Consider the following 12,918-nt stretch of genomic DNA (forward strand, 5'->3'; position numbering starts at 1 on the left):
GTAAAATGCCTGTAGGGTGAAGACATCCCACATTAGATGCCTCGATTTTGGCGCAGCAGTGAGACAGATAAGGCAACCCAAAAGACAAGCTGCAAAAGGCTAAAAAGCATAGAGAAGCAATAGTTGTAAAAAGGAATATAAAAGGGAGAGAGGATATTTCTTAGGATAGGCAAAGCCAACGTGTTTACAATGACGGAGACAAATGACAGGCAATAGCCTGCCAGAGAGCACATGGCGCCGACACGCACACTTTTTTTTGGATGCTTTATAAATGCCAAAAGGAAGAAAGCGATACTGCAAGCGATCAAAAATGAAAACAGAAGAGAAACGGCGGGGCTTGTGAAGAAAGCGGCGGAAACATCCTTCTTTACAGTCAGCACCAAAGAGCAGATAGATCGTATACCGGAAAGAAGCCGCATAACAAGATAAAACAGGAGCGGCACGAAAAGCCTTTTATTACCACGCAAAAGCCGACTTAACATTCCGAAGGTCACAATGTCCAAAGTTATAAACAAAGCGTCCACGACCGCTGTGATAACATAATAGGTCTCGCCATAAATCTTGAATGCCTTCACAATAGAGGGAAAAAAGAGTGGATACAAAATACGCAGTACAAGCACGATGCCAATGGAGATAACCGTGTAGGCCATAGGGACCAATCTCTTTTTTTGCGGATCTTGCGGCATACCGTTGCCACCTTTCACAGAAGAACTGATAGAGCGATGTCATTCAAGTTTATTCTATGCGAAAAATGCATAAATGTCAATATGCGATTTTCGTATAATTTACAATGGCTTACGGTGAGTAACAATGTATGAAAGACTGCGCGATCTGCGGGAAGATAAAGACTTGAGCCAGACGGCTCTGGCTCAGATACTGCATGTAAGCCAGGCGACTTACTCCCGCTATGAAAGCGGAGCGCTGGATATTCCTTCACAGACGCTGATTCGTTTGGCGTCGTTTTATGGCACAAGCATCGATTATCTGGTGGGGCTTACAAACACGCAAAAGCCTTACAGATAAAAAGGCACGGCCCGCGGGGGCCGTGCCTTCCCTGTTTATTTGCGGCGGTTTTGAAAAAAGGCGTCGATCACCAGCACCGCCGCGCCGCAGGCGATGCCGCCCACCGCGAACAGCCACCAGAGCTGCCGCCAGGCGTAGGGGCTGCCGTCGATGGCGGCGAGGCCCACGTAGAGCGCGGTGGCCAGCAGCATGATGCTGCCGCAGACCGCGCCGGTGAGCGCTTCCTTCTTTTTTTCGGCGGGGGTGGGGGAGTTTTCGCGGTTGTAGGCCTCGAGATCGTATTTGGACTTTTGGATGCCCGCCCAGGCCAGCACCGCGGCGCAGCCGCCCACAATGAGCAAAAACAGGGCGACCAGCCAGCAGAGGTAGCTAAGGCCCAGGCCCCGGCTTTCGAACAGGGAGCCGACCACCACCAGCAGGACCACGCCCGCCAGAATGAGCGCCACCGGCCCGGCGATGAGCCAGACGAATTTTTGATTGTAGCGCTCGATCTGCGCGGGGGTGTAAAAGGGCTCGAGACGGGGGTGCTTTTTGCAGAAGTCCGCGTGCTGGATGCCGTGGACGATGAAGAGCACGGCCGCCAGCAGCACGAACAGCAGAAAGCCGCCCACGCCGAGCCCCTCAAGGGAGCTGTCCCACACGAAGTAGAGCCGCAGGCCCTCGAAGGCCATCAGGAACGCGGCGCCGCCCAGTACAAGAGCAATGCCCAGCGCGATAGCCCTTGCAAAGGCGTTCATGTGGGCGTCGTAGCCGGCGGTGTCGGCGGCGAAAGAGCGCTCGGCACTGCCCCGCAGCAGGGTGTCGAGGCTGACGCCAAACACCTCGCAGAGGGTGAGCAGGGTATTCATTTCGGGCCAGGCGGCGCCGCTTTCCCACTTGCTGATGCTCTGGCGGCTGACGCCCAGCTGTTCGGCAAGGGCCTCCTGGCTGAGGTCTTTTTGTTTGCGCAGAAATTGAAGATTGCGGGCGAGCGCGCCGCCCATGTTTTGATTTGCCATTGCAGTTTCATCCATTTTCAGTTCCTCCCCGGTAGTTTGTGCCTTTATTTTACCGAAGCACGCCGCCGCCTGCTACCGATTTGAGGTTGCTTTTTGAGAGAAACGCCGCCCGTTTGGGTTGCGGAGCGGCAATTTGGGCGGCTTTATTGGTATTATACCACAGAGGGGCGGGTTTTCACTCCCTCTGCCGGCAGCGCATACATTGGGGGCAAGGAGGGATGCTGTTTATGGCAACCATTGATGTAATCGCAGCCGCCTTGCCCCCTTATTACGGCACGGCGCTTAGAAGCGGCAGCAGCGGCCCGGACGTGGCGCAGCTGCAAACCTGGCTGAACGGGGTGCGCAGCCGCTGGCCCCAGCTGCCGCTGCTCACGGTAGACGGTAAATACGGCAGCGCCACGGCCAAGGCGGTGGCCGAGTTCCAGACCCTGACCGGCCTCTCGGTGGATGGTGTTGCCGGCGCCAATACCTGGAACATGGCTTACAACCAGTACGCGGCCCTGCACGGCGCGGGCGAGATCTACCCGGGCATGGTGACCCGCCAGGGCACACGGGGCGCGGTGGTGAAAAGCCTGCAGCAAAAACTGAATCTGCTGCGGCAGCTTTACCCCGCGATCCAATCCATTTCCAACGACGGCATTTTCGGTTCCGGCACGGCGGAGGCGCTGCGCCGCTTCCAGGCGCAGTTCGGCCTTTCCGCCGACGCGGCCATGGGCCCCGCGACGTATGAAAAGCTGAGAGATGTGATCGTGGGGATCGGCTCGAGGCAGCCCGTGCACGTGGACCCGCGCTACCCGGGCTATGTGCTGCAGCGGGGGTCTTCGGGTGACCCGGTGCGCTTTGTGCAGAGCTACCTTTCGGCCCTGGGCGGAAGCATCCCCAAGCTCACCATCGACGGCAAGTTCGGCGCGGCCACCCAGAACGCGGTGAGCGTGTTCCAGGCACAGCATGGCCTGAAGGTGGACGGCAAGGTGGGCCCCGCCACCTGGAGCGCCCTGGTGGTCGCCTTCAACGCGACCCTGTAACAGACCCAGCCCCTGCAGAGGGGGCGCGGCGGGTGTTTTGCCCGCCGCGCCCTTTTGTTTTGCTTGAAGGACCCGGCAAAATACAGTATAATGGGGGCAGAAAAGCGGCGGGGAGGCGAAGCGCTTGGCGGATTCGCAGATCACCAAAAAGGCGTTGGGCGACGGGCTCAAGGAATTGGTGCGGAAAAAGGGTTTTGACAAGGTTTCGATCGGGGACATCACGGGCGCCTGCGGAATGGGCCGCCAGAGCTTTTATTACCACTTTCAGGACAAGTTCGAGCTGCTGGAATGGGTGTATTATCAGGACGCCTTCGCGCCCCTGTGCGAGGGCATTACCCTGCAGAACTGGCCCATGAAGCTGCGGGCTATGCTGGACCGGATGTACGACGAGCGCAAATTTTATGTGGCGGCCATCAAGGCGCAGCCGGGGCATTTTTCCGAGAGCCTGTCCCGCATTTTGGAGGCGCTGTTTTTGCAGGTGACCGAGCGGCTGGACGAGGAAAACGACGTGGGCGAGGAGCGCAGAAAATTCGGCGCCTCGTTTTATGCGCTGGGCTGCTGCGCCGTGGTGGTGCGCTGGGCGCAGGGAGGCATGCGCGTTGCGCCCGATACCCTTGCGCGGGACATTTACTGCCTTGCAAAGGACAGCGAACGGGCGGCCATCCGGCTGGCCGAGGAGGCCGGGCCGCAAAAATGAACATGCAAAAACGCCCGCCGCCGGAATACTTCCGGCGGCGGGCGTTTTTGCGTTTTGGCGGCGCGTCAGGCCTTGGGGCCGAGGCCCAGGGCAGCCATTTCTTCGCGCATGCCCTCGATGCACAGAGCGATGACCTGGGTGAGGTCGAGCCCCAGCAGGTCGCAGCCCTTTTGGATGACCGACCGGTCGATCTTGGCGGCGAACTTTTTATCCTTGAACTTTTTCTTGACGCTGGAGGGCTCCAGATCCGACAGGCCGCCCGGCCGCATGCGGGCGTTGGCGGCGATGAGGCCGGTGAGCTCGTCCACCGTGAAAAGGCTTTTTTCCAGATTGGTTTGAGGCTCCACCTCGCTGCACAGGCCCCACCCGTGGGACAGGATGGCGCGGATGCTCTCTTCGTCGACCCCGGCCTCGCGCAAGGGGGCCTCGGTGTGGTGCAGATGCTCCTCGGGGAACTGCTGGTAATCGTAGTCGTGCAGGTAGCCCACGGCTTTCCAGTAGGCTTCGTCGGCGCCGAAGTGGCGGGCCATGGCGCCCATGGCGGCGCTCACGCCCAGGGCGTGTTCAAACAGATGGGGCTCGGTGGTGGTGGTGTGCAGCAGCTCGCTGGCACGTTCAAAGGTAAGGCCGGGCATGGAAAAAACCTCTTTTCTGGCGTTTTTCCTTATTATAGCGCGCCCGGCGCAAAAAAGCTATCGCCAGAACTCAGCTTTGAGCAGAATGAGCGCGCCGTCCTCGTCTTTGCCGGTGAGCGCGGCGGCGAGCTGCTGCAAAAAAGGGGAGTCTTTGGGCGGGGGCGGAGCGTGCTGCAGCGCGGCGGCAAGGTCCGCCAGGTTGCGGGCCGCGCGGGCGGGGTTGCGGCGCTCGCGCCGCAGGCTGTGGGCGACGGCCGCTTCCAGTGCGGCCTGTTTGGCGAGATCTTCAAGCTTCATGGGGCGCGCCTCCTTTGGGGAAGGTTGTTCTTCCCCTTTAGCATACCCCAGCGCGGGGCCCGGGCCAATAGACGATTTGGGGCAGCTGTCGCAATTGGGGGCGGCGAAGCGCGGCAAAAGGGGGGCGGCCATTTTTGTTTGGGGGAGGGCCGGCTGAAAAGGAGAAGCCCACAAAGGGCCCCGCTGCGTTTTTTGAAGGTTTTATGATATAATAGCAATGTTACGATTCGGATGTTTTTTGCAGCCGCCGCCGCGCGCGGCCCCGCCAAACGCGGGGCACCCGGACGCAGGGGGCGATGCTGCCACAGGGAAAGCAGAAAGCAGAAAGGGGAGCGGGGCTATGCTGCAGCTGGTGTTGGGGCCTTCGGGCACGGGGAAGTCGAGCTGGCTGTTCGAGCGGGTGCGCGAGCGGGCCGTGCGGGGCGAAAAGAGCCTGGTGCTGGTGCCGGAGCAATTTACCTCGTCTACCGAGAGCCGCATTTACAACACGCTGGGGGATGAACTGTCCGGCTTTGCGGCCAGCTACAGCTTTTCCAGCCTGGCGGAAAAGATTTTGGCCACCTATGGCGGCGCAGCGGTGCGCACCCTGACCGACGCAGGCCGGGCGGTGCTGGTGCGCCGCGCGCTGGAGGCCATGGGGGACAGGCTGGTGTATTACAGCCGCCACCGGCGCAGCACCGCCTTTTGCGAAAAGTGCGCCGAGACCCTGGACGAGTTGAAAAGCGCGGGCCTGACCGCGGCCGAGCTGGAGCGGCTGGCCCGCGCCGCCGGGCCGGGCCGGGAAAAGCTGGCCGAGCTGGCGGGGGTGTTCGCCGCTTACGAGGCACTGTTGGAGGGCGCGGCCATGGACCCCTCGGACCGGGTGCTGAGCGCCGCCGAGGTGTTGGAGCCGGGCTTTTTGGAGGGCCGGGCCGTGTTCATTGACGAGTTTGACACCTTTAACGCGCCCAAGCGCCGTTTGCTAGAGCGCATTCTGCAGTTTGCCCCCGAGACCACCGTGGCGCTTTGCTGCGACGGGCTGGACGACGCAGAGGGGGGGCTGGGGCTTTTCAGCGGCGCAAAAAAGATGGCGCTGGCCCTGCGGCAGAGCGCCCGCAAGAACGGGGTGGCCGTGGCTTCGCCCGTGGTGCTGACCACCGACTGGCGGCACAGCGGCGCGCCGGACCTTGCCCGCCTGGCGCTGCTGCTGGAGGGCGGCAGCCCCGCACCAGGCGCGGCCAGCCCGGCCCAGCTGACCCTGAGCCAGGCCGAGACCCGCGCGGGCGAGGCAAAGCGGGTGGCCGCGGCCATTGACCGGCTGGCGCGGCAGGGGGTTGCCTATGGGAAAATGGCGGTGATCTGCCGCGAGAGCGAGGCGTACCTTACGCCGCTGCGGTATGAGTTCCGGCTGGCGGGCATCCCGTTTTTCTTCGACGAGCCCACCACCGCCGAGCACGCGGCCCCCATCCGGCTGGTACGGGCGCTGCTGGACCTGGTGCGCCGTGGGCTTTCCAGCGAGAGGCTGCTTGCGGTGGCCAAGACCGGCCTGACACAGCTGCCGGAGGAGCAGCTGTGCGCACTGGAAAACTACGCCTACACCTGGCAGCTTTCGGCCGCCCAGTGGCGCGAGCCCTTTACCCTTTCGCCCGCGGGCTTTGGGGCGGAGATGCGCCCGGAGGACGCCCGGCAGCTGGAGCTGGCCGAAGAGGCGAGGGCGTGGCTGGTGCCGATTCTGGACCGGTACGCGAAGGCGGGGCGTGAAAAGCCCGCCGAGGCGCTGTGCGCGCTGACCTACCGCACCATGCAGGCGCTGGGCGGGGAAGACCAGGTGGGCGCGGCGGCCGAGCGGCTGAAGCAGGCCGAGGGCATCCCCGCGGCCGAGGAGGCCATTCGGGTGTGGAACCTGGCCAGCGAGCTGCTGGATCAGATGGCCCTGTTGCTGGGGGAAGAAACGCTGCCCGCCGCCGAGTGCGGCGAGCTGTTCGAGCTGCTGGCCCGCACCACCGACCTGGGGCACATCCCCCAGAGCCTGGACGCGGTGATCCTGACCACGGCGGGCCGGATGCGGCTGGACAACCCCGAGTGGTGCTTTGTGCTGGGGCTGGGCGAGGGCGAGTTCCCCAAGGCGCCCGGCGAGAGCGGCCTGCTGACCCACACCGAGCGGGACAGCCTGATCCGCCAGGGGGTGGACATGCCCGACTGCTTTGAAAACCGGACGGTGCGCGAGCAGGTGTGCTTTTACAAAGCGCTCACCGCGCCCTCGAAAGGGCTGTGGCTGAGCTGGGCGGCCGGACCGGGGGCCCTGCCGGTGACCAGCGCGCTGGCGCCGGTGGTGGAGCTGCTGGCCCCTGGGCGCCCCGACCTGAGCATTGCCGATTTGACCGGCACCCCCGCCGCGGCGCTGGATGTGCTGGGCCAGACCTGGGACCCGGAGAGCCCCGCCACGGCGGCGCTGTACGGTGCGGTGGAGGCCGCGCCCGGCGGCCCGGAACAGCTTGCGCCGGTGCGCCGCGCGGCCAGCGCCGAGCCCTACAAGGTGCGGGACAAGGCAGCCATGCGCCGCCTGCTGGGGCGGGACCTGTGGCTTTCGCCCAGCAAGATGGAGCGGTATTATTCCTGCCCGTTCTCGTATTTTATGGAGTATGTGCTGAACGCCCGGCCCCGCAGGCAGGCGGCCCTGACCGCCGACCAGAGCGGCAACCTGGTGCACTATGTGCTGGAACAGGCCCTGGCCCGGGCGGGCGAAGGCTTTGTGGATATGACCGAGGACGAGCTGGCCCGGCTGGCGGCCGGGGTGGCCGAGGAATACGTGAAGGAGAACATGCCCGGCGGCGCGGCGCGCTTTGGCTACCTGGTGCGGCGGCTGGAACGGAGCGCGGCAAGCCTGCTTTGCTACATCCAGGCCGAGCAGCGGCAGGGCAGCTTTGTGCCGGTGGCCTTTGAGCTGGGCATCGGCGGCAAAGAGGGCGAGGTGCCGCCGGTCACCCTGACCACGGCGGGCGGCGAAACCGTGCGGATGGTGGGCAAGATCGACCGGGTGGACGCTTATAAGGAAGGCGGAAAAACCTGGCTGCGGGTGGTGGACTACAAGACCGGCAGCAAGGAGTTTTTGCTGGAGGACGTGCGCAACGGCCTGAACTGCCAGATGCTGATTTACCTGTTCACCCTGACCCGCAACGGGAACGTGCGGTTTGAGAACCCGGCCCCGGCGGGCGTGTTATACCTGATGGCCGACCCCGCCCCGGCGCGGGAGAGCCGGGAAAAGGCAGCCAAGGGCCTGGAATACCAGGTGGAGGGCATGGTGGTGCAGGACGAGGCAGTGCTGCGGGCGATGGACCGGGACGCTACCGGCCTGTACGTGCCCCTGAAGTTCGACAAGGCGGGCCACCCCAAGCTGACCGAGGCGCTGGCCAGCCTTTCGGGCCTGGCGGAGCTGCAAAACGAGATGGACAGCCTGGTGCTGCGCATGGCCCAGAACCTGTACGAGGGCGAGATCGCGGTGGAGCCGCTGGCCCGGGGCAAGCGGGGCGAGACCCACTGTGAGTGGTGCGACTACCGCAGCGTGTGCCGCCGCCAGGACGACTGACCGCCGCGTTTGCAGCGGAGATAAAACAAAAAGGAAAAGGAGGCGGGGAGCCGTGGAGTTTACGCCGGAACAGGCAAGGGCCATACAGCACGGGCAGGGGGCGCTGCTGGTGAGCGCCGCCGCGGGCAGCGGCAAGACCGCCGTGCTGGTGGAGCGGGCGGTGCGGCTTTTGTGCCGGGAAGAGGACCCGGTGCCCGCCGACCAGCTGCTGATCGTGACCTTTACGCGGGCTGCGGCGGCCAGCCTGCGGGGCAAGCTGGCGCAGCGGCTGGCGGGCGAGCTGGCCAAAAAACCGGGCAGCGCGCACCTGCGCCGCCAGCGCATGCTTTTGCAGCGCGCGCCCATCTGCACCATCGACGCTTACTGTTTGCAGCTGGTGCAGGCCCATTTCAGCCGGCTGGACATTCCGCCGGACTTTTCCACCGCGGACGGGCCGCAGCTGGCCGCCCTGCGGGCGCAGAGTCTGGCGGACGCGCTGGAAACCGCTTACACCGACCCGGATTTCTGCGCTTTTGCCGATCTGTACGGCAAGGGGCGCAGCGACTGGCAGGCGGCACGGGTGCTGGAGGCGCTGCACGACTTTTTGAGCAGCATGCCCGACCCGGCCCGCACGCTGGAGGACTTTTGCGCGGCGTGGGAGCAGGCGGGCCCCCTGGACGATACCGCCTGGGGCAAGGCGCTGCGGGCCGAGGGGCGGCGGGGGGCCGAGTGCGCCCTGGCCCTGGCCCAGCAAAACCTGCGGGAAGCCGAGGCGGACGGGGGGCTTGCCCCCTACCTGCCCGCCCTGCGGGCGGACCTGGCGGCGGCGGAGCACCTGCTGAGCCAGATCTCCACCGCGCCCTGGGACGAGATCCTGGCGGCGCTGCGCGCGCTTTGCTACGAGCGGCTGGGGGCGGTGCGCGGGTACGAGGGCTGCCACATGGAGCCGGTGAAGGCCCGGCGGGAGCTGCTGAAAAAAACGCTGGCGCGCCTGCAGGAGAACGTGTTCGTGTGCAGCGCGGCGGAATTTGAGGCGGACCGGGCCGCCGCCGCGCCCTTGGTGCGGGCCCTGGCGCGGGCCGAGCGGGATTTCGGGGACCGGTTCTTTGCCGCCAAGCAGGAGGAAAAGACCCTGGAGTTCAGCGACGTGGAGCACCTTGCCCTGCGCCTTTTGCAGACCCCAGAGGGCGAGCCCACCGAGCTGGCGCGCCAGGTGAGCGGAGGCTTTTTTGCCGTGATGGTGGACGAATACCAGGACACGAACGCTTTGCAGGACGCGCTGTACGCCTGCCTTGCCAGGGCGGGGGGCGAGGATCTGTTCTTCGTGGGGGACTTGAAACAGAGCATTTACCGCTTCCGCCAGGCGGACCCCAGTATTTTTCAGGCAAAGCTGGAGCGCTTTGCCCCCTACGGGCAGGGCGGGGCGCAGAAGCTGTTTTTGGACGCGAACTTCCGCAGTGCGCCGGGGGTGATCGCGGGAGTGAACGCGGTGTTCGGCCCGCTGATGAGCCGGGCGCTGGGCGGGGTGGAGTACGGCCCCGGCGAGCAGCTGGCGCCGGGCTTTGGCGGGGCCGAGGGCTACGGCGGGTATATGGGAGGCTGCGAGGTGCGCCTGGTGGAGAACACCCGCCCCGAGGCGGAGGCCGAATATGCGGCCCGCCGCATTGCGGAGCTGACCGACCCGGCCGGCGGCTTTGCCGTGCGGGACGGCGCAGGGGGCACGCGGCCCGCGCGCTACGAGGATTGTTGCATTTTGCTGCGCAGCCGGGGCAGCTTTGAAGTGTTTGCAGACGCGCTGGAGGCGCGGGGAATCCCGGCGTATGTGGACCGGGCGGAAAACCTGCTGGACGCGCCGGAGGTGCGCCCGGTGGCGAGCCTTTTGCGGGTGCTGGACAACCCCGCCCAGGATGTGCACCTGGCGGCGGTAATGCTGGGCCTTTCCGGCTTTGAGCCGGACGATCTGGTGCGGCTGCGGGCCGAGCGCCCCAAAGGCAGCTTTTACGGCGCAGTGATGGCGGCCGAGGATGAAAAGACCCAGGCCTTTGCCGAGCGGCTGCGGGGGCTGCGGCAGCTGGCGCAGACTGTTTCGGTGGACCGGCTGATGGAGGAGATCTTCATCCGCACCGGCTGCCTTGCCGCGGCGGGCGCCATGCCCGAGGGGCCGGCCCGGCGGGAAAACCTGCGCCAGTTCGCCCAATTTGCGGCGGGCTGCGGCAAAAACGGCCTGGCCGGAGTGGTGCGCGCCATGGACGCGGCCATGGCCACCGGCGGCGTGCCTGGCCCCGAACAGGGGCAGAGCAGGCCCGGCTGCGTGACCATTATGACGGTGCACCGCTCGAAGGGGCTGGAATTCCCGGTGGTGCTGGCCTGCGGGCTGGCGAAGACCTTTAATAAAGAGGACCTGCGGGCGGCCGCGGTGTTCCACCCCGCGCTGGGCGTTGGCCTGACGCTGCGGGCGGGGCAGGGGGGCACTTACCCCACCGCGCCCTACCGGGCGGTGCAGGCGGCCATTGGGGCTGAGGGCCTGAGCGAGGAGATGCGGGTGCTGTATGTGGCGCTGACCCGCGCCAAGGACCGGCTGATCCTGACCGCCGCCGCCAAGGATCCGGCGCGGCTTTTGGAACGGCTGGCGGCGCAGCTGCCCGAGGAGGGCCGCCCACGGGAATACCTGCTGCAGCGCTGCCAGAGCCCGGCGGAATGGGTGCTGCTGGCCGCGCTGCGCCACCCGGCGGCGGGCGCGCTGCGGGCGGCGGTGACCGCCCCGGTGCGGCCCGAAGAGGGCGAAGCGCCGGAGTGGCTGGAGGTAACGGTGGAGGGGGACGTGCCCGCCGCAGAGCGGGCGGCGGCCCGCACGGGCCTGCCCGAGGCCCCGCCCGACCGGATGCTGGCGCGGCAGGTGGAGGAGCGGCTGGCCTGGGTGTACCCCCGGGCGGCGCTGACAAGGGTGCCGGCCAAGGTGAGCGTGACCGCGCTGGTGCACTCGGCCGAGGAGGCGACGCTGCAGCGGCCCTCGTTCCTTTATAAAGAGGGGCTGACCGCCGCCGAGAAGGGCACGGCGCTGCACGCCTTTTTGCAGTACGCGGATTTTGAGGCCGCCAGCGCCGATGTGCGGGCTGAGGCCCGGCGGCAGGTGGAAAAGCGGTTGCTTTTGCCCGAGCTGTATGACAAGATGGATTTTGAAAAGCTGGAGGAGTTTTTTGAGAGCCCCGCCTACGCCCGCATAAAGGCGGCCCACCGGGTGCTGCGGGAGTATGATTTCATCACGTCGATCCCCGCGGAACAGGCCGCACCAGAGGCGGAGGGCGAGCTTTTGTGCGCGCGCACACTGGTGCAGGGCGTGGCGGACCTGGTGCTGGAATTCGACGACCATTTGGAGATCCTGGACTACAAGACCGACCGGGGCAAGACCCACGAGCAGTTTGTGGCGGCGTACCGGCCGCAGCTGCTGATGTATGCCGAGGCAATTGACAGGCGCTTCAAAAAGCCGGTGACAAGGCTTTCGCTGTACAGCTTTGACTTGGGCGTGGAGATCGCGGTGGATCTGGCGTAAATCCCGGCAACAAAACGCGCCCCCGAACGCAAACGCGCCCCCGAACGCAAACGCGTTCGGGGGCGGCGAAGCCTTTTGGAGAATGTGTGTGCTGGGCGCGGGGCGCAGGGGAAGGCTGCAAAAGCGGGAAGAAAAATGGTTTTGCGTATTTGTTCTGGCTTGACCATATCTTGACCATTTTTAATTATAGGCCAACCCCAGTATATCCTTATAGGTGACAAGCGTCGCGTTCCCCATTTGTGCCGCACGGTCTTGCCAATCTTTTTTCGAGGGGCGATACATTTTTTGAGATTTAGTAATTTACAATTTACTAATTTAACGGCCAGTTTTTTGGCGGCGACAGGAGCTTTCGCAATTTCCCCGGCTCTTATACCGTGGACTTAAAAAGCGGCGAGGTGGTGGCCCACGAATTGATCGGGGTCAACCCCGGCGGGCTGTATGGGCTGGAGCGCGGCGGCGACAAGTACCGCTTCGGCGACTGCCTGGTGGAGGACGGCAGCGTGGTGTTTGCCTTCGAGTTCACCCAGGAGCCGACGATGGGCGGCGAGCCGGGGACGGAAATTTATATCTTTACCCCGGAAATGCTGCAGGACCAAAAGGGCCGCCGCGCCGCGCGCATCTTTTTTAACAAAACCGAGGCGAACCTGAACGAGGAGCTTCTTTTGGGGCTAAAAGCGCTGCCGGGCATTACGGATGTGACGGTGGAATTTGCAGAAGGGGATTTTTTCAGAGGGACCACCCTGACGCTGGAATATGAGGAAGACTATGTGCTGAACTATTCATTTAACCATAAGGGATATTCGACAGGGTTTGAGGATTTTGTGATCTCCAGTGAAAAGCTTGCCTCGTGACCGGATGTGAAGAGGAGAAAACACACGGCGCCCCCCGAACGCAGATGCGTTCGGGGGGCGCCGTGTATTAAGTAAGGAGGAAGACGATTTTGTGTCATCTTTCAATATATGGCAGTTCTTCCAGTGACACAGAAGAACCGCCCCCTTGTACTCATTATTTCTCTTTGCTTTTAGTCAGTTTTAAATACCCTACAATAGACGCAACCACAATGCAGAGAATACGTGCCCCATAGTACAGCAGATATGCCTCCGCCATTAGCCCCGGTTGAGTCGTGGGAAGACAAAAGGCGATATCCGC

10 protein-coding genes are annotated in these 12,918 nt (G+C 64.1%); 6 read left to right on the forward strand and 4 right to left on the reverse strand.

The genetic code is table 11. The features are described 5' to 3' along the window. Positions 1-32: 32 nt before the first annotated feature. Entirely contained in the window at positions 33-686 is a 654-nt protein-coding gene (locus ACMLHZ_RS12850) for a hypothetical protein (RefSeq protein WP_418668082.1), read from the reverse strand. A 124-nt stretch (positions 687-810) separates the two neighbouring features. Between ACMLHZ_RS12850 and ACMLHZ_RS12855 the strand changes: the two genes are divergently transcribed. Next, positions 811-1,023, forward strand: a complete 213-nt coding sequence (locus ACMLHZ_RS12855; RefSeq protein WP_418668083.1) for a helix-turn-helix domain-containing protein — start codon at positions 811-813, stop codon at positions 1,021-1,023. Positions 1,024-1,058: 35 nt separating this feature from the next. On the opposite strand, the gene ACMLHZ_RS12860 is transcribed toward ACMLHZ_RS12855, so the two are convergent. Beyond that, positions 1,059-2,036: a helix-turn-helix domain-containing protein gene (locus ACMLHZ_RS12860; RefSeq protein WP_418668084.1), complete on the reverse strand. Its 978-nt coding sequence runs from the start codon at positions 2,034-2,036 to the stop codon at positions 1,059-1,061. Positions 2,037-2,248: 212 nt separating this feature from the next. Between ACMLHZ_RS12860 and ACMLHZ_RS12865 the strand changes: the two genes are divergently transcribed. Both ACMLHZ_RS12865 and ACMLHZ_RS12870 read left to right on the forward strand, forming a co-directional pair. Then, positions 2,249-3,046 (forward strand): peptidoglycan-binding domain-containing protein, encoded by a 798-nt coding sequence (locus ACMLHZ_RS12865; protein ID WP_418668085.1) that lies wholly within the window; start codon positions 2,249-2,251, stop codon positions 3,044-3,046. 124 nt (positions 3,047-3,170) lie between these two features. After that, positions 3,171-3,743, forward strand: coding sequence for a TetR/AcrR family transcriptional regulator C-terminal domain-containing protein (locus ACMLHZ_RS12870; protein WP_418668086.1), 573 nt, complete (start codon positions 3,171-3,173; stop codon positions 3,741-3,743). Positions 3,744-3,808: 65 nt separating this feature from the next. Here ACMLHZ_RS12870 and ACMLHZ_RS12875 read toward each other — a convergent pair whose 3' ends face one another. Further along, on the reverse strand, positions 3,809-4,378 hold the full coding sequence (locus tag ACMLHZ_RS12875) for an HDIG domain-containing metalloprotein (RefSeq protein WP_418668087.1): 570 nt from the start codon (positions 4,376-4,378) through the stop codon (positions 3,809-3,811). Positions 4,379-4,435: 57 nt separating this feature from the next. Then, positions 4,436-4,675, reverse strand: a complete 240-nt coding sequence (locus ACMLHZ_RS12880; RefSeq protein ID WP_418668088.1) for a hypothetical protein — start codon at positions 4,673-4,675, stop codon at positions 4,436-4,438. Between the two features lie 340 nt (positions 4,676-5,015). Here ACMLHZ_RS12880 and ACMLHZ_RS12885 point away from each other — a divergent pair, with 340 nt between their 5' ends. The 3 genes from ACMLHZ_RS12885 (at position 5,016) to ACMLHZ_RS12895 (ending at position 12,620) form a co-directional block, all read left to right on the forward strand. Beyond that, complete coding sequence (locus ACMLHZ_RS12885; protein ID WP_418668089.1) at positions 5,016-8,240, forward strand: PD-(D/E)XK nuclease family protein; 3,225 nt, start codon at positions 5,016-5,018, stop codon at positions 8,238-8,240. 52 nt (positions 8,241-8,292) lie between these two features. Then, the gene (gene addA / locus ACMLHZ_RS12890) at positions 8,293-11,769 is read left to right on the forward strand and encodes a helicase-exonuclease AddAB subunit AddA (protein WP_418668090.1); all 3,477 of its coding nucleotides are present in this window, start codon (positions 8,293-8,295) and stop codon (positions 11,767-11,769) included. A 374-nt stretch (positions 11,770-12,143) separates the two neighbouring features. After that, positions 12,144-12,620 carry a hypothetical protein gene (locus tag ACMLHZ_RS12895; protein ID WP_418668091.1) on the forward strand — a complete coding sequence of 159 codons (477 nt, stop codon included), beginning with the start codon at positions 12,144-12,146 and terminating at the stop codon, positions 12,618-12,620. Positions 12,621-12,918 lie beyond the last annotated feature (298 nt).

Origin of the sequence: Allofournierella sp. (assembly GCF_048388525.1) — a bacterium.
GTDB lineage: Bacteria > Bacillota > Clostridia > Oscillospirales > Ruminococcaceae > BQOK01.

Bases quoted from the DNA above. Each gene is read 5' to 3' on its own strand.
- ACMLHZ_RS12860 (WP_418668084.1), bottom strand. From the start codon at position 2,036: ATGGATGAAACTGCAATGGCAAATCAAAACATGGGCGGCGCGCTCGCC.
- ACMLHZ_RS12855 (WP_418668083.1), top strand. From the start codon at position 811: ATGTATGAAAGACTGCGCGATCTGCGGGAAGATAAAGACTTGAGCCAG.
- ACMLHZ_RS12875 (WP_418668087.1), bottom strand. From the start codon at position 4,378: ATGCCCGGCCTTACCTTTGAACGTGCCAGCGAGCTGCTGCACACCACC.
- ACMLHZ_RS12885 (WP_418668089.1), top strand. From the start codon at position 5,016: ATGCTGCAGCTGGTGTTGGGGCCTTCGGGCACGGGGAAGTCGAGCTGG.
- ACMLHZ_RS12850 (WP_418668082.1), bottom strand. From the start codon at position 686: ATGCCGCAAGATCCGCAAAAAAAGAGATTGGTCCCTATGGCCTACACG.
- ACMLHZ_RS12865 (WP_418668085.1), top strand. From the start codon at position 2,249: ATGGCAACCATTGATGTAATCGCAGCCGCCTTGCCCCCTTATTACGGC.
- ACMLHZ_RS12880 (WP_418668088.1), bottom strand. From the start codon at position 4,675: ATGAAGCTTGAAGATCTCGCCAAACAGGCCGCACTGGAAGCGGCCGTC.